At 74.4% G+C, this 18,566-nt stretch carries 11 protein-coding genes, 1 tRNA gene and 1 pseudogene; 6 read left to right on the top strand and 7 right to left on the bottom strand.

Annotated elements, in window-relative coordinates; translation table 11 throughout:
• The first annotated feature begins 73 nt into the window (after positions 1-73).
• Complete coding sequence (locus ACGF07_RS03390) at positions 74-1,294, top strand: hypothetical protein (RefSeq protein WP_392894945.1); 1,221 nt, start codon at positions 74-76, stop codon at positions 1,292-1,294.
• Between the two features lie 230 nt (positions 1,295-1,524).
• On the opposite strand, the gene ACGF07_RS03385 is transcribed toward ACGF07_RS03390, so the two are convergent.
• Positions 1,525-1,593 (bottom strand) — tRNA-Glu (locus ACGF07_RS03385).
• A gap of 226 nt (positions 1,594-1,819) precedes the next feature.
• Between ACGF07_RS03385 and ACGF07_RS03380 the strand changes: the two genes are divergently transcribed.
• Positions 1,820-2,839 (top strand): helix-turn-helix domain-containing protein, encoded by a 1,020-nt coding sequence (locus ACGF07_RS03380; protein WP_350746115.1) that lies wholly within the window; start codon positions 1,820-1,822, stop codon positions 2,837-2,839.
• Between the two features lie 499 nt (positions 2,840-3,338).
• Positions 3,339-4,610: a GNAT family N-acetyltransferase gene (locus tag ACGF07_RS03375; protein WP_392894943.1), complete on the top strand. Its 1,272-nt coding sequence runs from the start codon at positions 3,339-3,341 to the stop codon at positions 4,608-4,610.
• Positions 4,611-4,832: 222 nt separating this feature from the next.
• Here the strand turns inward: ACGF07_RS03375 and infA are convergent, their stop codons facing one another.
• Both infA and ACGF07_RS03365 read right to left on the bottom strand, forming a co-directional pair.
• Positions 4,833-5,057, bottom strand: coding sequence for a translation initiation factor IF-1 (gene infA, locus ACGF07_RS03370; RefSeq protein ID WP_392894942.1), 225 nt, complete (start codon positions 5,055-5,057; stop codon positions 4,833-4,835).
• Positions 5,058-5,201: 144 nt separating this feature from the next.
• Positions 5,202-5,999: a GNAT family N-acetyltransferase gene (locus ACGF07_RS03365; protein ID WP_392894940.1), complete on the bottom strand. Its 798-nt coding sequence runs from the start codon at positions 5,997-5,999 to the stop codon at positions 5,202-5,204.
• Positions 6,000-6,664: 665 nt separating this feature from the next.
• On the opposite strand from ACGF07_RS03365, the pseudogene ACGF07_RS03360 reads away from it, so the two are divergent.
• Positions 6,665-7,583 (top strand): annotated as a pseudogene (locus ACGF07_RS03360) (menaquinone biosynthetic enzyme MqnA/MqnD family protein).
• A gap of 90 nt (positions 7,584-7,673) precedes the next feature.
• On the opposite strand, the gene ACGF07_RS03355 reads toward ACGF07_RS03360, so the two are convergent.
• From ACGF07_RS03355 to ACGF07_RS03345, 3 genes are all read right to left on the bottom strand, one after another.
• Entirely contained in the window at positions 7,674-8,951 is a 1,278-nt protein-coding gene (locus ACGF07_RS03355) for a sugar ABC transporter permease (protein WP_350747707.1), read from the bottom strand.
• Positions 8,948-9,736: an ATP-binding cassette domain-containing protein gene (locus ACGF07_RS03350; RefSeq protein ID WP_350747710.1), complete on the bottom strand. Its 789-nt coding sequence runs from the start codon at positions 9,734-9,736 to the stop codon at positions 8,948-8,950. Before ACGF07_RS03350 ends, ACGF07_RS03355 begins: the two co-directional genes overlap by 4 nt.
• 167 nt (positions 9,737-9,903) lie before the next feature.
• The gene (locus tag ACGF07_RS03345) at positions 9,904-10,998 is read right to left on the bottom strand and encodes a substrate-binding domain-containing protein (RefSeq protein WP_350747713.1); all 1,095 of its coding nucleotides are present in this window, start codon (positions 10,996-10,998) and stop codon (positions 9,904-9,906) included.
• Between the two features lie 673 nt (positions 10,999-11,671).
• On the opposite strand from ACGF07_RS03345, the gene ACGF07_RS03340 reads away from it, so the two are divergent.
• Positions 11,672-12,520, top strand: coding sequence for an SDR family NAD(P)-dependent oxidoreductase (locus ACGF07_RS03340; protein ID WP_392894937.1), 849 nt, complete (start codon positions 11,672-11,674; stop codon positions 12,518-12,520).
• Between the two features lie 204 nt (positions 12,521-12,724).
• Complete coding sequence (locus ACGF07_RS03335) at positions 12,725-15,061, top strand: Orn/Lys/Arg decarboxylase N-terminal domain-containing protein (RefSeq protein ID WP_392894935.1); 2,337 nt, start codon at positions 12,725-12,727, stop codon at positions 15,059-15,061.
• Between the two features lie 398 nt (positions 15,062-15,459).
• Here ACGF07_RS03335 and ACGF07_RS03330 read toward each other — a convergent pair whose 3' ends face one another.
• On the bottom strand, positions 15,460-18,486 hold the full coding sequence (locus ACGF07_RS03330; protein WP_392894933.1) for an ATP-binding protein: 3,027 nt from the start codon (positions 18,484-18,486) through the stop codon (positions 15,460-15,462).
• Positions 18,487-18,566 lie beyond the last annotated feature (80 nt).

Raw genomic sequence — 18,566 nt, 5'->3', positions numbered from 1 at the left:
GGCCACCGGTTGTTTCGCCCCCGGCCCCACGGGCAGCCGCCCGGATGCGACACAGGACCGGAGGGACGCCGTCATGAAACCGCTCTTCCTGAGCCGCCTCTACGAGTCGGTCCAGCCGGTGGCGTCGGTGTACCTGGACACCTCGCGCGACCTGGACGAGCCGGACCGGGCGACAGCGCTGCGCTGGCGGGGCCTGCGGGAGAGCCTGCTCGCCCACGGTGCCGACGAGGACAGCGTCCATGCGATCGACCACGTCGCCGGGCGCGACCACGGGTGCGCGGGCCGGCACGGACAGGCCGTGTTCGCCTCCGCCGGGCGGATCCTGCTGGACGAGTGCCTGCCCGAGCCGCCCCCGCGGGACACCGCCCGGTACGGGGCGCTGCCGCACGTGCTGCCGCTGCTCTTCCAGCGGGCACCGGACGTCCCCTACGCCGCCGTGGTGGTCCACCGGGTCCATCCGCCGGCCGAGGCGGGGGCGGCGGCGGAGGACGAGCTGGAGCTCGAGTACGACCTCGGCCGCTGGCCGAGGACCCGGGTGAACTCCACCGCCGTGCACCGCCGGATCCCGCTGACCGGGTGGGTGGAGGACGCCGAGCGGCTCCTCGGGGAGCTGGCGGGTGCCGTCGGCGGGGCCACCGAACTCGTCGTGCTCGCCGGGGACGCCTGGGCCGTGAACACCATGATCCGGCTGGCCCCGGCCGGGCTGCGCGGCCGGTTCGTCAGGCTGCGCGACACCGGGCTCCACCGCGCGGAGCCCGGCCGGGCCGTCCTGGAACACGAGGTCGAACTGCTGATGGCCGACCGGCTGACCGAGCACGACCAGCGCCGGCTCGACGCCTTCCTCGTCCGGCGTGCGGTCGGCCGGCGCGCCGACGGCCCGCGCACTGACCACCCGGCCGCCGACCACCCGGGCACTGAACGCTCGGGCACCGACGGTCCGGGCGCCGCCGAGGGGCTGGCCGAGACGGTCGCGCTCCTGCAACGCGGCCAGGCGGCGGCCCTGTTCCTCAACCGCCCGTTCCCGGAGCCGCCCCCGCTGTGGGTCGGTCCGCGGCCCACCGATCTCGCGCCGGCGGCCGCGGACCTCCAGGCCTTCGGCGTCGGCTACTACTGGGAGGACGAGGCGGGCGACGCGCTCGTCCGCGCCGCCGTCGGGACGGGAACGGACGTGATCGCCGTCCCCGCCGACCAGGCGGAGTTCACCGACGGCCTCGCCGCCCTCCCCCGCTACGGCACCGCCGGCACCACCGCGCGCACGGGCGGTCGGGCCGTCCAGGACGTCACCCGGCGGTGAGCCGGGCCCGCGGTGAGCGTGCGGCGGTGAGCCGGACCTGCGGTGAGCCTGCGGCGCGGTGAGCCGGACCTGCGGTGAGCCTGCGGCGCGGTGCTGCGCCCAGGAAGCCGACGAAGGCCGCCGTCACGGGCTCGGGACGAGGCGCCGAGCCCAAGGGAGGACCGTCCGGACCGCCCACCGAAAGCGGCAGGGGCGGAAGTCCGGAAACGACTTCCGCCCCTGCGGATCGGAGCGCCGGGCCCGAATCGAACGAACCCCTCCCGCTGAAAGCGGGCGTGCTACCGCTGCACCACCGACGCCTGGCCTGGCCGGACTCGGACCACCTGGTGGCCCCGTCCCGCTGACGAGGAAGAAGTTACCAGCAGATGATCAGTGGGGACAATCGGCCCTCGCGGGGTCTCGGCCGTCGACCCCGCGGCCGCCCCACCGCCCCCGTGGCACCGTGGCGCGGCACCGGGCCCGATGATGGAGGAGGAAGGCCCGCGCCGGCCGACCGGAGGAGACCGCGCAGGAGGGAGCTGAGGCGTGACCGCGACGACGGGGAGCGTGTTCACGGGCGAGGACGTGCCCGCGAGGGAACGGTTCGATCGCTGGCGGGAGTTGGTCGGGCGGACCCGTTCCAGCGAGATGACCAGCCCTCACGCCGACGACTTCGAGGCCGAGATGCGGCGACTCGAACTGGGGCCGGTGACCCTCCTGAGGACCGCGTTCCCGTCCGCCCGGTTCCGGCGGACGGCCGCCATGGTGCGGCGGTCGGATCCGGGCGTCTACCACCTGACGCTGGTGCTCGGCGGGGACCTGGCGCTGACCCGCGACGGCCGGCCCGGGCAGGCCGTGTTCGGCGCGGGCGACCTGTACGTGCTCGACAGCTCGCAGCCCTACGACCTGCGGGCCTTCGGCGTCCGCACCGCCGACCGCACGGAACGCCGGCCCGAGGCCGTCGGCATCGACTTCCCGGTGTCGCTGCTGCCGCTGCCGCCCGACCGCATGCGCGAACTGATGGGCCGTCCGTTCTCCGGGCGGCAGGGCACGCCCGCGCTGCTCACGGAGTTCCTCGTCGGCCTGGACCGGCAGGCCGCCGCCCTGGGGCCGGCCGAGGCTCCCCGGCTGGGCACGGTCGTCGTCGACCTGGTGGCCACCTGGCTGGCCCGCGAACTGGACGCCGGGGCGGCGGTCCCGGACGACGCCCGGCACCGGGCCCTGGTGCAGAGCGTCCGGAGCTTCATCCGGCGCAACCTGCACGATCCCGAGCTGTCCCCGTCCGTGATCGCCGCCGCGCACCACATCTCCGTCAGCTACCTGCACCGCGTCTTCACCCAGCAGTCCGAGGGCGAGACCGTCGCCGCCTGGATCCGCGGGCAGCGGCTGGAGCGGGCCCGCCGCGACCTGGCGGACCCGGCCCTGCGCGGCACGCCCGTCCACGCCCTCGCCGCCCGGCTGGGGATCCCGCGCGCCTCCGACTTCACCCGGGCCTTCCGGGCCGCGTACGGGATGCCGCCCAGCGAGCACCGGCGCCGGGCGCTGTCGGGGTGCGCGAGCGAATAGCGGCGCCCCGGCGGACCCTTCGCCGCCGCTGGTCCCTGCGCCACCGGTGGTCGCCGCGCCCCCGGCGCCCCGGCACCAAGTCCCCCCGGGTCGGCGCCCGCGTCGGCCCCGGCCCGGCGCGGATCCCGGACGGCGCACCCGGAGTCGGCGCCGACGAGTGGACGCAGTGCCAAGGAACTGTCGACGCAGCGCCAACACGGCCGGCCCGCGGACTGAGATCCTCCCGGAGGAACACCACGGCGCCCACGCCGCCGTTCACCTCCGGGGCGGGCCGGACCGGTCCGGCCCGCCCCGGAGGCCCCCCACGGGCCGACGGCCCGGCACGCCACGGGGGTGCGTGCCGGGCCGCCGGGCTCAGCCGCCCGCACCGGGCACGCCTAGCGCCCCTTCTCCGCCCTCCCCGCGCGGTAATTCGGTTGACCCTGCCGTCGGTCGGCGACTGGACTGTGCGGGGCGCCACGACGGGTGGTGCCGGTGGCCACAGGAGGCAGCAACTCCCATGGAGATCCGTTCCACGACCGACCGGGACCGCGACGTCTACGTCGACACCCTCCATGCCGCCTTCGCACGCTTTCCGGAGACTCCGGCCGAGGACGGCGGCGGGGTCTGGTGGTCGGCGGCCGAGATGGACCGCAACCTGCTCGCCGTCGCGGCGGACGGGCGGCCGGTCGGCACCGCCGGTGCGTACTCCTTCGAGCTCACCCTGCCCGGCGGCACGATCGTCCCCGCCCCCGGCGTGACCGGCGTCGGCGTCCTGCCCTCGCACCGCCGCCGGGGCGTGCTCACCGCGATGATGCGGCATCAGCTCACCGAGCTGCGGGCCCGCGGGGAGCTCCTGTCCGTCCTGCTGGCCTCCGACGCCCTGATATACGGCAGGTTCGGCTACGGTCCCGCGACGTACACCCAGCGCCTGACGGTTCCGCGCCACCGGGCCGCCCTCGTCCCGCCCCGGGCCGGCGGACGCTCCGGCGCCGCGGTGACCGACGCGCCCTCCCGCTCGGGCACCGGTACGGGAACCGGCGCGGACACCGGCACGGTCGAACTGCTGCGGCGCGCCGAGTGCGGCGGGATCCTCGAAGAGGTCTACGACCGCTACCGCCGCCTCCAACCGGGCGCGCTGAACCGGCCGCCCCACTGGTGGGCGCTGGGCGCAGGCCAGCCCCCGACCGCCCCGGCGCCGCGTTACGTCGCCGTCCACCGCGGCGCCGACGGCGTGCCCGACGGGTACGCCAGCTACTCCCGCGGCGACGACAACGTTCTGACGGTCGACGAGGTGATCGCCACCGACGACGCCGTCCACACCGCGCTTGCCCGGTTCGTGCTCGGGCACGACCTGGTCACCGAGGTGGTGTTCAAGCACGTCCCGCCGGAGCACCCGTTGCGCTGGCAGCTCGCCGACTTCAGGGCCGGGCAGCTGAGCGACCACACCGACTGGCTCTGGGTGCGGCTGCTGGACATCCCGCGCGCACTGACCTCGCGCGGCTGGTCGACGGACGGCGAACTCGTCCTCGACGTGGACGACCCGTTCCTCGGCGAGCACGGGCGCCACCTGCTCACCGTCCGGGACGGCAGGGCCGACTGCGTGCCGACGGACCGGGAGCCCGACCTGTCCCTCGATGTGAGCGATCTGGGCGCGGTCTACCTGGGCGGGACGGCCCCGAGCACCCTGGTGCGGGCCGGACACGTCCGGGCCCACCGCCCGGGCGCGGCCGCTCTCGCCGACGCCCTCTTCCGCGCCGAGCGCCCGCCGCACTGCCTGCACTGGTTCTGACCCGCGCCGGCCCCTGACGGGCTGCCGGACGCGGCGTTCAGGCCCCGGACGCGGCGGGGGGGGGGGGGGGGGGGGGGGGGGGGGGGGGGGGGGGGGGGCGGGCCGCCCGCGCCCGGGTGCGGGGGCGCGGCCCGGCCGCTCGGCGGGCGGTGGGTTGCCCCGCGGGCGGGCCCGGCGGGGCGGGCGGGGGGGGGCGTCCCCCCCCCGGCGGCCGGTCGGGTACTACGACCGGTAGCGGTACCGGATCCGGCCACGGGTGAGGTCGTAGGGGCTGAGCTCGACGAGCACCCGGTCCTGCGGGAGGATCTTGATGTGGTTCTTCCGGACCTTCCCGCTGATGTGGGCGAGCACGGTGTGCCCGTTCGGGAGTTCCACCTTGAAGTTGGCGTTGCGCAGGCATTCGACGACGATGCCTTCGACTTCGATGCCATCGGCTGTTTTGGTCATGACTCTCACCTCTTCGTTCGTGATCACTTCGGATGACGCCGTCCGGCGTCGGGTGACACCGGACGACGCCCTGTGGCGCGCTCGTGGGTCGCCGTCACGGCGGTAGGGCGCCGTGACGGCCGGTCGGGGGCGTGTGGTGGGGCGTCAGCGACGCACCAGTTCCAGGGTCGCGCCGTCGCACCGGGCGCCGATGCCCTCGAAGAGGGCGGTGGCGGCCGCGTTGGTCTCGGTGACCTCGGCCCGGACCGAGGTGGTGCCCGAGCGGTGCAGGGCGTCCAGGGTGTCGGCCAGCAGCGCCCGGGCGATGCCGTGGCGCCGCTCCGCCGACCGGACGGCGATCAGCCCGATCCGCGGCCGGCGGGTCAGCGGGGCCAGTCGCAGCAGCCCGACGTAGCGGCCGCCCTGGCGGGCCACCGCGTACTTCGACGGGTCGACCACGCTGGTCCCCGGCGAGCAGGGCATCAGGCGGGCCGGCATCGTCCACCAGCCGTCGCCGGCCTCGATCTCGCCGTGCAGCACCCGGTCCAGGTCGCGCAGCGTGGCCTCGTCGGCCCGGCCGACGGGCAGGATGTCCACGCCCACGGGGGGCCGCGCCGGGCCGAGCCCGGTGATCTCCGGATCGGTGGGCACGGCGTAGACCCGCTCGCGGCGGACGGTCGTGAAACCGGCCCGCTTCCAGGCGGCCAGTGCGTCGTGGTCGGCTTCGTCGGCCACGGCGTACAGCGGCGCCGGCAGGGCCGCCGCCATCGCTTCGGCCAGGCGGTCGAAGACCGCGCCGTGCCACGCGTCGATGCCGATGAAGAGCCGGCCGTCGGGCCGGAGGAGGGCGTCGCCGTGGCCGACGACGCGGTCGTCCTCCACGGCGTGCCACTCGGTGTCCGAGACCCGCGTGATCGCGGTCCCGTGGTGGCCGCTGCCCGGGAGGGAATGCAGAGTGTTCATGGTGGTGCCTTTCGAGAGTGCCTGGCCGAGGCGCTCCCGGGCGACACGTACGTCAATCGCCCGCCGCGACGGAGAGGGGGAGCACCCACGCGGATACCGCCTTCATGGGTCTCACCTCCTCGTGTCGTTTCACGGCTTCGCAGACAGTAGCAGCCCCCGGTGGGCCCGCCCAACCGATTTACCGCGGGGCGGCCGGACGGCAGCAACCTGACACGCCCGTGGATTCGTTCATGGGTTCCGGTGAGGCTCGATCCGGAAGCGATGATCATCGACGAATCCAGAGACATGAGCACCGAGTCGGTCGACCTCGGCCGTGATCGGTCAACCGGTTCGTCGCGGTCGGCGCAGCCCTGGACCTGGCTCCGGTGGTGACGGGGTCTTCGGCCGGCCCTGGACCGATCGCCCGTCACCCGTCACCCGTCACCCGTCACCCGTCACCCGTCACCCGTCACCCGTCACCCGTCACCCGGACAGGATCCTGCGGCAGTAGGCCGGGGCCCCTGCCGGGTGCGGCTGCGCGAGGCGACGCCGGGTCCCGTCCACGAGATCATCGAGCAGCGGGTGGACCGGGCGAGCGGCACCGGCCGGCAGAACTCCCCGCGGGCGCGGCGGACGGTCGCTCGCTGCGCGCTCAACTCGCCGCCGCCCGCACCCTGCTGTAGGCGATGGGCCAGCAGCGCCCCCTCGACGCCGTAGGGGTGGGGCGGGGCTACGCTCCGAATGTGGAGACAACACCAAGCACCGCCGTCCGTCGCCCCCGGGTCGGACACATCCGGTTCCTCAACTCGCTGCCCGTGTACTGGGGGATGGCCCGGACCAGTGCTCGACGTCGACCTGACCAGAAGGACCCCCGACGAGCTGAACGACGGGCTGGTCCGCGGGGACCTCGACGTCTCGCCGATCAGCCTGGTGGAGTTCCTGCGCAACGCCGACCAGTTGGTGGTGCTGCCCGGGCTGGCGGTGGGATGCGACGGCCCGGTGATGTCCTGCTCGATCGTCTCCCGGCTGCCGCTGGACCAGCTGGACGGCGCCCGGGTGGCGCTCGGCTCCACCTCGCGGACCTCGGTGTGCCTGGCCAGGCTGCTGCTCTCGGAGCAGTACCGGGTCACGCCGCGTTACGAGGTCCGGCAGCCCGACCTGGAGGCGATGATGAGGGAGGCGGACGCCGCCGTGGTCATCGGGGACATCGCGCTGACGGCCTCGCTGTACCGGGCCGAGCAGTTGGGCCTGCACGTCCACGACCTCGGGCAGATGTGGAAGGACTGAACGGGGCTGCCGTTCGTCTTCGCGGTCTGGGCCGTCCGCCGCGACTACCTGGCCCGCCACCCGGAGCTGGTCCGCCAGGTGCACCGCTCGCTGCTCGCCGCGCGCGACCTGGCCCTGGAGCACGTCCCGGGGATCGCCGAACAGGCCGCGCGCTGGGAGCCGTTCGACGCGGCCTCGCTGGAACGCTACTTCAAGACCCTCGACTTCCGGCTGGCGGAGGACCAGTTCACCGCCATCACCGAGTTCACCCGCCGGGCCGGCCCGATCGCCGGCTTCCCCACCGACACGCGGGTGCGGGTGCTCGGGGCGTCGGGCTGACGCACGCGTGCCCGGCCCCCGGTCGTTCGGGGGCCGGGCACTGCGCACGGGGGGCTCCCCGGCGCCGCTCCCGCGGCGGGTGACCGGCGGTCAGCGTGCCGCGCTCTTGCGGGTGCGGCGGGAGACGGAGTCCAGGACGACGGCGGCGAGCAGGACCGCGCCGGTGATCATGTACTGGATGGCCTGGTTGACGTGGACCAGGTCGAGACCGGTGATGATCGACTGGATGACCAGGATGCCCAGCAGGGCGGACCAGGTCTTGCCCCGGCCGCCGAAGAGGCTGGTGCCGCCGATGACGGCCGCGGCGATGGAGTTCATCAGGACGTTGCCGCCACCGAGGAGCTTGTCCGCGGAGCCCTGCTGGGAGGCGATGAACAGTCCGCCGAGAGCGGCCATGCCGGCGGAGATCATGAAGACCGAGATCCGGACCCAGGCGACGTTGATGCCCGCCCGGCGGGCAGCCTCGACGCCACCGCCGACGGCGAAGATCTGCCGGCCGTAGCCGGTGCGGCGCAGGACGAAGTCGGTGACGACCACGACGGACAGGAACACGAGCAGGGGCAGCGGCAGGCCGCGGTCCTGGTTGAGCATGTAGGCGGCGGTCAGCGCGATGACGGCGAGGACGCCGGTGCGCAGCGCGATCTCGCTCATCGGGCGCGCGGTGAGGCCCGCGGCGCCACGGCGGCGGGCGTCGAGGATCTGCCCGGCGGCGAAGAGCGCGGTGCCGAGGACCGCGAGGCCCCAGGTGTAGGCGACGTCGCCGTCGCCGAGGAAGTAGGTGTCCAGGTTGGCCAGGACCCCGTCGTTGACGACGTTGACGGTGCCCTTGTCACCGAGGACGTACATCTGCAGACCGCTCCACGCGAGCAGGCCGGCGAGGGTGACGACGAAGGCGGGGACGCCGATCTTGGCGAAGAAGAAGCCGTGCAGGGCGCCGATGGCGACGGCCGCGCCGACGGCGATCAGGCAGGCGAGCCACTCGTTGTAGCCGGAGCGCACCGACAGGACGGCGGCGATCGCGGCGGAGACGCCGGCGACGGAGCCGAGCGACAGGTCGATCTCGCCGAGCAGGAGCACGAACACGATGCCGACGGCGATCAGGCCCGGGCCCGCGATCCACTTGGTGATGTTGGTGAGGTTGTCGGCGTTGAGGAAGTCGCCGGTGACGCTCTGGAAGATGACGCCGATGAGGATCAGGCCGAGGACGACGGGCACGGAGCCGAGGTCGCCGTTCCGCATCTTCCGCTTGAACTCGGCGAGGTAGCCGGCGAAACCGGCCTCGCGGACCAGCAGGCGGGGGTCGACCGCGGGGGCGGCCGCGACGGGCGCGTCCTCGGTGGTCGGTTCGGTGGTCGGTTCGGTGGTCACTTCGCTTCCTCCGCGAGTCGGGCCTGGCGCCGGGTGACGGCGTTCTCGGTGGCGCCGGTGATGGCGGAGATGATCTCCTCGTGCGAGGTGCCGGCCACCTCGAAGACGCCGTTGTTGCGGCCCAGCCGCAGGACGGCCACGGTGTCGGCGACGGCCTTGACGTCGGCCATGTTGTGGCTGATCAGGATGACGCCCAGGCCGCGGTCGCGCAGCCGCTCGACGAGGTCGAGGACCTGGGCGGTCTGCTCCACGCCGAGGGCGGCGGTGGGCTCGTCCAGGATGACGATCTTCGGGTCGCCGACCAGGGCGCGGGCGATGGCGACCACCTGGCGCTGGCCGCCGGAGAGGGCGGCGATGGGGATCCGCACGCTGGGGATGCGGATGGACAGGGTGTCGAGCAGCTCGCGGGCGCGCTTCTCCATGGCGACCTCGTCGAGCATGCCGAAGCTCTTCAACTCCCGGCCGAGGAAGAGGTTGCCGACCACGTCGAGGTTGTCGCAGAGCGCGAGGTCCTGGTAGACGGTGGCGACGCCGAGGGTCTGGGCGTCGTTGGGACGGTCGATGGTGACCGGCTCGCCCTCCCACTCGATGATTCCCTCGTCGATGGGGTGGACGCCGGCGATGGTCTTCACCAGCGTGGACTTTCCGGCGCCGTTGTCGCCCACCAGGGCGACCACCTCGCCTGCGTGTACCTCCAGGTGCACGTCCGTCAGTGCCTGGACGGCGCCGAAGCGCTTGGAGATCCCGCGCAACGCCAGTACGGGTGCGCCTGTCACGTGAACCATCTCCTTCTTCCCCGTGCACGCCGTGATGGTGGGTCGGCGGCCGGGCTGGCCCGCACGCCGTGCGGTGCGGTGCGGGCGGGTGAGCGTCGAAAGGGTGCTGCGGCGGGGCGGGGCCCGCCGGTGGGGGGCGGGCTCCCCAGGGGGGTGGGGAGCTCCGCCCGCGCGTGCTACTTCAGGCCGGCGGCGGCGCAGGCCGCGGCGTAGTCCGCGGTGCAGATGTCGGAGGCCTTGTAGAGGCCGTCGGCGATGACGGTGTCCTTGATGTTGGCCTTGGTGACGACCTTCGGGTCGAGCAGCTTGGCCGGGATGCCCTTGTCGGTGGCGCTGTCGACGCTGGAGGTGGCGACGGACTTGACGTCCTTGCCCTGCAGCAGGTCGACGGCCAGCTCGGCGGCGCTGTCGGCGAGCGGCTTGTAGGCCTTGTAGATGGTGTAGGCCTGGTCGCCGTTGACGATGCGCTGGACGGCGTCGAGGCCGGCGTCCTGACCGCCGACCGGGACCTTGATGCCCGCGCCCTGGAGCTGGGTGATGATGGCGCCGGCCATGCCGTCGTTGGCGGAGTAGACGGCCTGGAAGCCGTCCTTGCCGAGCTGGGTGATCGCGGCGCCGATCTTCTGGCCGGCGACGGTGGGCTTCCACTCACCGGACTGCTCGTAGACGACCTTCTTGACCTTGCCGTCGAGGACCTTGTGCGCGCCGGCCTTGAACTGACCGGCGTTCGGGTCCGCGTCATCGCCGTTGATCATGACGATGTTGGCGTCCGCGGCCTTGTCGCCGAGGGCGTCGACCAGGGCCTGGCCCTGGAGCTCGCCGACCTTCTCGTTGTCGAAGGACACGTACGCGGCGACCGGGCCGGTGGCCAGCCGGTCGTAGGCGACGACCTTGACGCCCTTGGCGGCGGCCTCCTTGACCCACGCCTGGGTCGAGGTGGCGTCGAAGGCGTCCAGGACGATGACCTTCACGCCCTGCGCTATCAGGGTGTCGAACTGCTGCTTCTGCTTGGCGGCGCTGCCCTCGGCGTTGTTGTAGAGCACCTTGCAGTCCGCGCACAGGGCCTTGACCTTGGCCTCGATGAACGGCCGGTCGAAGGACTCGTAGCGCGTCGAGGACGCGTTCTCGGGCAGGAGCAGACCGATGGACTTGGTGTCGCCCGAGGCGGCGGAGTCCTTCTTGTCACCGCCGGCCTTGCCGCACGCGGCCATGGACAGGGCCATCGAGACGGCCGCGGTGGCGATGACGGCGCGACGCATCGTTGCGTTCATGTGGGGGTGCCTCCCTGACGTCGCCGCGACGGTGCGGCGGGGTGGGACGGAGTCAACCCGCAGAGGACAGATTCAGTCAAGAAGTAAATCCATTACGAGACCAGGATGCGCCTTTTCGTTATCTTCCTGAAGGCATCCGTTCAGCCGTACGAGCCGCACGCTTCGGATGATCACCTGCCCGCCATCCGCTCCGGCTGGGCTATGATCCGTCCAGCCGCGGACGGGGCCGATGTGTTCAAGACGTGTCGACTGAACGGCCTTGGCGGCCGGAACGGACCTCTCCCCGGGCACCCCCGGAGGAGCGCCGCGACCCGGCGCGGGACGAACCCGTCCGCCCCGTACGGGAACTGACGCCACGACAGGTCCACGTCACGCCTTTCCTCTGGGTGTACCCACCCACCGCCCCTTCCTCACCCACGCCGGTCGGGCGGACGGGCTGCCGGGCGGCAGGAGCCGGCGACCGTCGCCGAGGACGATCCCCACGGCGACCGGGCCAGGCACCCCCCGTCGGCCACGGCACCCGCACCCCCACCCGCACCCGCACCCGCACCCGCACCCGCACCCGCACCCGCACCCGCACCCGCACCCGCACCCGCAGGTGATCGGGCGGGTGGAGGCCTGTGATACAGCTAGGGCGGCAGGGACGGTTGGTGACCGATCGGAGGGAAGGTCCATGGCGGAGCAGCGAGTTGTGATCGTGACCGGGGGCGGCACGGGCATCGGTGCGGCCACCGCACGGCTGCTGCGGGAGAGCGGCCACGCCGTCGTCGTCTCCGGGCGGCGCACCGAGCCGCTGGAGCGCGTCGCCCGGGAGACCGGCGCGCTGGCCCACCCCGCCGACACGACCGACCCCGAGGCCGTGCGCGACCTGGTGGAGAGCACCGTCGCCCGCCACGGGCGGCTCGACGGGCTGGTGGTCAACGCGGGCGTCGGCCGGGGCGGCGGCGTCGGAGAGACCTCCGACGAGGACTGGGACCTGGTGCTGCGCACCAACCTCACCGGCCCGTTCCTGACCATGCGGGCGGCCCTGCCGCACTTGCTGCGGGCACGCGGCGCCGTCGTCGCCGTCGCGTCCGTCTCGGCGCTGCGCAACGGCACGGGCAACGCCGCCTACGCCGCGTCCAAGGCCGCCCTGCGCCAGCTGTGCAGCTCCCTGGCCGTCGACTACGGGCCGCGCGGACTGCGGGCCAACACGGTGTGCCCCAGCTGGGTGCGCACCGAGATGGCCGACCGCCGGATGGCCCGCTTCGCCGAGGAGGCGCAGCTGGGCGGCGACGGGAGCGCCGACGCCGCCCACAGCAGCGGCGGCAAGGACGCGGCCTACGCCGAGGCCACCCGGCTGCTCCCGGTGGGCCGCCCCGCCGAGCCGCGCGAGGTCGCCGAGGCCGTGGCCTGGCTGCTGTCCCCGGCCGCCTCCTTCGTCAACGGCGCGACCCTCACCGTCGACGGCGGCGCCACCGCCCTGGACCCGGGCACCCTGCCCTTCAGCTACCGGATCGACCCGCGCGAGCCCTCCGCCTGACCCGGACTCACGGCCGCGCTCCGCCCGTCCCGTCCCGGCGCGGACGGGCGCGGACGCAGGCCGGGGCGGCGCACGGCCGTGACCGCCGAGCGGTCCGCGCCACCCGATCGGGCGAACCCCGTGGCAAAGGCCGGCGGCACGTGCCGCGCCGCGTCGACACTGGTCGGCGTTGACCGGTTCCCGGTCGGAAAGGTGCGGTGACCAATGGCGAAGAGCACGATCCTGCTCGCGTTGCACGAGGGTCCGGTCCGGTCGGGGGCCGCCGGCGAACAGCTCCGGCGGATGGGCAAGGAACTGGAGAACCGGGGGTTCGAACTGCGCTGGGCCGCCACCGCTCGCGACGCCCGGGCCGTGCTGCAGACCGAGGCGGGGATCGCCGCGGCCGTCGTCGCCTGGGACCTCGCGCCCGGGGGCGGGCCCGGTGGCGCGCCGGGCGTCGCGCAGGACGGCGGCTCCGCCGTGCTGCGGACGATCGGGCGGCGGTTCAAGGACCTCCCATCGTTCCTGGTCATGTCGGACGACTCCGAACGCGAGTTCGAGGCACTGCCGCTCTGGGTCTCGGAGGTGGTGACCGGGTACATCTGGCCCCTGGAGGACACCCCCGCCTTCGTGGCCGGCCGGGTCGAGGCCGCCGCGCGGGCCTACCACAGCGACATCCTGCCGCCGTTCTTCAAGGCGCTGCGGCGCTTCGACGACGCGCACGAGTACTCGTGGCACACCCCCGCGCACTCGGGCGGCGTCGCGTTCCTCAAGTCCCCGGCCGGGCGGGCGTTCTTCGACTACTACGGCGAGCGCCTGTTCCGCACCGACCTGTCGATCTCGGTCGGTGAGCTCGGGTCGCTGTTCGAGCACAACGGCCCGATCGGCGACGCCGAGCGCAACGCGGCCCGGGTGTTCGGGGCTGACCGGACGTACTTCGTCCTGCACGGCGACTCCACCGCCGACCGCATGGTCGGCCACTACAGCGTCACCCGGGACGAGATCGCCCTGGTGGACCGCAACTGCCACAAGTCGGTGCTGCACGGCCTGGTGATCTCCGGTGCCCGGCCGGTCTACCTCGTGCCCACCCGCAACGGCTACGGGCTCGCCGGGCCGCTGCCGCCGACCGGGACGGATCCGGACGCGGTGCGCGCCCGGATCGCGGCCAACCCGCTGACCGCCGGCGCCGTCGGCCCGCAGGCGCAGTACGCCGTGATCACCAACTCGACCTACGACGGGCTCTGTTACGACACCGTCCGGACCGCCCGCGCGTTCGCGCCCAGCACCCCCCGGCTGCACTTCGACGAGGCGTGGTTCGCCTACGCCCGGTTCCACCCCCTGTACGAGGGCCGCTACGGCATGGCGGTCGGCCCGGAGACCTTCGACGATCCGCAGCGGCCCACGGTCTTCTCCACCCAGTCGACCCACAAGCTGCTCGCCGCCCTCTCGCAGAGCGCGATGGTCCACGTGCGGTCGGCGCCCCGGGCGCCCGTCGAGCACGAGCGGTTCAACGAGGCCTTCATGATGCACGGCACCACCTCGCCGTTCTACCCCGGGATCGCGTCGCTGGACGTCGCGACGGCCATGATGGACGGCCCGCAGGGCCAGTGGCTGATCGACGAGGCCGTCACCGAGGCCATCAGGTTCCGCCAGGCCGTGGTGCGGACGGCGCGGCGGATCGAGGCGGCCGGCGACCGGCCCCCGTGGTTCTTCGGCGTCTGGCAGCCCGAGACCGTCACCGACCCGGCCACCGGCGAGCGCTTCGACTTCGCGGACGCCCCGGCCGCCCTGCTGGGCCGGGAACCGAGCTGCTGGCACCTGGAACCCGGCGCGGCCTGGCACGGCTTCCCCGACCTCTCCGAGGGGTACTGCCTGCTCGACCCGGTCAAGGTCACGCTGACGTGCCCCGGCGTCACCGCCACCGGGGAGACGGCCGACTGGGGCGTGCCGGCCCGGATCCTGACCGCCTACCTGGCCGGGCGCGGCATCGTCGTGGAGAAGACCGACAGCTACAGCACCCTGATCCTCTTCTCCATGGGCATCACCAAGGGGAAGTGGGGCACCCTGATGGACGGGCTGATGGACTTCAAGGCGCTCCACGACGGTGACGCCCCGCTCGACCGCGTCCTGCCCGGTCTCGTCGAGCAGTACCCCCACCGCTACGGCGGCCTGACGCTCGGGCGGCTCTGCCGGCAGATGCACGAGCACCTCACCGGCGCGGAGCTGATCGACGCCCTCGACACGGCGTTCCGCGAGCTGCCCACGCCCGTCGCGCCGCCCCAGCACTGCTACCAGCAGCTGATCCGCGGCGGCACCGAGCGGCTCCCGCTGGCGCGGGCCGCCGGCCGGGTGGCGGCCGCGATGGTCACCGTCACGCCCCCCGGGATCCCGGTGCTGATGCCCGGTGAGTCGGTCGGCGAGCCGGGCGGTCCGCTGCTGCGCTACCTGGGAGCCCTGGAGGAGTTCGACCGGCGGTTCCCGGGGTTCCGCAGCGAGACGCACGGCGTCACCATCGACCCGGCCACCGGCGACTACCTGATCGAGTGCGTCCGCGAGTCCTGACCGCCGGGCCCGCCGACACCCGCCGACACCCCCCGACACTCCCGACACCCCCCGACACTCCCGACACCCCCCGACACACCGGACGCCGCGCCCCGCCCCCCTCGCCGCGGCCGTGAGCCGGGCGAGCCGTCCGGCCGGGTCCGTCCCCTGCGCGGACCCGGCCGGACGCCCCCCTGGGGTGGGTGCGGAAGTCCGGTGCGGTCGGGAACGACCCTAGGCGGGGGCGTCTTACCGATGCCTTACCGGTGCGCTCACCGATCGGCCGGCGCCGGGCGGCCCGGGTGAGCGGAGCCCGCAGGCCGGCCCGGGCAGGCCGGTGGCAGGAAAGCCGAGCGGGCAGGCCGCCCCAGGGCCGATGAGCCGGCCCCGGCAGGCCCGCCCGGGGTACGGCGGCCGGGTCAGCACCCGTGGGTGAGGGCGTCGGTGCCGCCGTTCGCGGCGCCGCCCCGCCCGGGGGTGCCGCTCAGCTCGCGGGCCTCCTCCAGGACCCGCTCGGCCGACTCGGTCAGCCCGGAGGCCTCGTAGGCGCGGGCGAGGGTGCGCAGCGCGCCGGCGAGGAAGGAGCGCCAGCCGCGGGCCCGCCAGACCAGGACCGACTCCTCCAGGTGCGCGACGGCCGCGGCGTGCTCCCCCGCCGCGAGGTCCAGTTCGCCGAGGATGCCGAGGGCCTGGGCGAGGTGGTGGCCAAGGTCGAGGCGCCGCGCGATGACGAGGGCCGCCTCGGCGGTCGGGCGGGCGCGGTCGTCGCCGGTGGCCGCGTACAGCGTGGCGAGGTAGAGCAGTGAGAAGGCCTCGACGTAGCGGTCCTGGAACGAGCGGGCCATGGCGAGGGACCGGGAGAGCAGCTCGCAGCCCAGCTCCACCCGGCCGGCCCGGCCGTGGGCGGCGCCGAGGAACTGGATCGCGGTGGCCTCGAAGCGGGTGTTGCCGATCGAGCGGGCCAGCCGCAGGGTCTCGGTCAGGTGCTCGATCGCGCGGTCGAGGTCGGTCTCGCCGTGGGCGACGGCGATGATCTGGTGGGCCCTGGCCCTCCCGCCGGGGTGGTCGTGCAGCGTGGCGAGGTCGAGGGCCTGGTGGGCGGTGTCCAGCGCCTCGCGGGCACGCCCCTGGGCCACCAGGCTCCAGGCCGTCAGGACGAGGGCGTCGGCGGTTCCGCGCGGCTCGGCGACCTGCTCGAACATCCGCTCCAGCTGTCGTGCGCGGCCTTCCAGGGAGACCATCGTCTGGGTGCTGTCGGTCGGGGTCGTCCAGGTCGTCACCTCGATGAGGCCGCGGGTGAGCACGGCCGTGCCCCGGACGTCGCCGGCCGTCCGGCAGGCCTCCAGGACGGCGAGGTGGGTGGTGCGCCAGTCGTCGTACAGTCCGCGCACGTCGCAGTACTTCTCCTGGCAGGCGGCGAGGTCCCAGGCCGCGGCGACCATGCCCAGCGCGGCGGCCTGCCGGGCGCTCGCGTTCAGCGCCGGCTGCTCGGCGTCGAACCAGGCCGTCGGGTCGTCGAGCAGGGCGGCCGTGACGGCGCTCGGCAGCGGGTGGCGCGGGGCGTCGCCGTGGATCGGGGCGAGGCACGGCCCGGGCACCTGGTCCGCGGCCTGCTCCGCCAGCCAGAGCCAGGCGCCGAAGGCCCGTTCCAGGGCGGCGGAGCGGACGGCCGGATCGTCGGCGGCCTCGGCGTCCTCGCGCGCGTACAGCCGGACGAGGTCGTGGAAGCGGTAGCGCGGGTGCGGCTGCGCGCCGGTGTCCTGGAGCAGTTGGGCGTCGACCAGCTCCTCCAGCTGCCGCTCGGCCTCCTGCGGCGGGACGTCGGCGAGCGCCGCCGCCGTCCAGGGCGCGAAGTCGGGCGCCTCCAGCAGGCCGAGCAGCCGGAAGGTGCGGCGGGTCGGCTCCGACAGCCGGGCGCAGCCGACGGCGAAGGCGGTCCTCACCGCCAGGTCCCCCGCCGCGAGTTCGTCGAGGCGGCGTCGTTCGTCGCGCAGCAGGTCGGCGAGCCGGGTCAGGGTCCAGCGCGGCCGGGCGGCCAGCCGGGCCCCGGCGATGCGGACGGCCAGCGGCATTCCGCCGCACAGCTCGGCGATCGCGGCGGCGCCGAACGGTTCGGCGGCGACCCGGCGGTCGCCGAGGATGCGGCGCAGCAGGGTCTGGGCGTGGCCGGTGTCGAGCTCGGCGAGGTCCACGAGGTGGGCGCCGGGCAGGGCCGTCAGCGGGGCGCGGCCGGTGACGAGCACGGCCGAGCGCGGCCCGGCGCCTGCGTCGTGGTGTGCCGGGGTGCTGGGGAGCAGCGGTCGGACCTGCTGCTCGCCGGCGGCGTTGTCGAGGAGGACGAGCACCCGGCGGTCGGCGAGCAGGGTGCGGTACAGCGCGGAGCGCTCGTCGAGTGCTTCGGGGATCTCGCGGGCGTCGGCGCCGAGGGCGCGCAGGAAGCCGGCCAGGACGCGGGCCGGGTCGGCGGGTGTCTCGTCGGCTCCGCGCAGGTCCGCGTAGAGCCGTCCGTCCGGGTAGTCGGCGGCGGCCCGGTGGGCGGTGTGGACGGCCAGCGCGGTCTTGCCGATGCCGCCCATGCCCGCGATCACCGGCACCCGGCCGTCGGCCAGGGCGGCCAGAACGGCCTGGACCTGTTCCTCGCGGCCGGTGAAGTCCGGCAGGTCCGGCGGGAGTTGGGAGGGGGCGCGGGGTGGCCCGAGGTCGGCGCCCGGGCCCTCGCGGCCGTGGGAGCCGTGGGAGCCGTGGGAGAGGAGCGCCAGGAACACCTTCTGCACCTGTTCGCCGGGCTCGATCCCGAGTTCCTCCGACAGGCGACCGCGCAGTGCCTGGAAGCGGCGCAGCGCCTCGGCGGCCCGTCCGTCCGCCGCCATCAGTTCCAGCAGGACGGCGTGCAGGGGTTCGTCGAAGGGGTGCTCGTCCGCGAGCGCGGTCACGGCGGGGACGGCGGTGCGGGGCGTGCCGTCCGCCAGGGCCGTCCGGGCCAGGGACAGCGCGGCGGCACGCACCTCGTCCTCCACGGACGTCACCAACGGGTCCGCACGGTTCAGCCGCTCCAACCCGGCGAGGACCGGGCCGCGCCGCAGCCCGAGGGCCGCGGCCGGGTCCCCGTCGGCGGTGAGCCGGCGGAAGCGGGCGAGGTCCACCGCGGCCGGACCGGTCGTCAGCCGGTAGCCCTGGGCGTCGGAGTCCAGCACCACCGACGCGTCCCCGAACCGGGAGAGCCAGGTCCGCAACCGGGACATTCCGGTGTGCACCGCGCCCCGGCCGACGTGGTCCGCCTGCTCCGCCCACACCAGCTCCAGCAACCGCCCGACGGACAGCCGCTCCCCCTCCGCGAGCAGCAGCGCCCCCAGCAGCCCGCGCAGCACGGCGGCTCTCGGCGGCGTCTGCGGCGCGGAGTCCACGTCGATCGCCAGTGGGCCCAGCAGCCCGAACGTCATCCCCATCGCTTCAGTCCCTCGAGGCTCGCGACCACGGCGAGGCACCGGCAGTGCCGCCGACAGTCGGCGGGCGTCGGCCCCGGTGT

The organism is Kitasatospora sp. NPDC048194 (genome assembly GCF_043202455.1).
GTDB lineage: Bacteria > Actinomycetota > Actinomycetes > Streptomycetales > Streptomycetaceae > Kitasatospora.
Note: the sequence above shows the minus strand (reverse complement) of the source record. Positions and strands in the feature narration are given on the sequence as shown.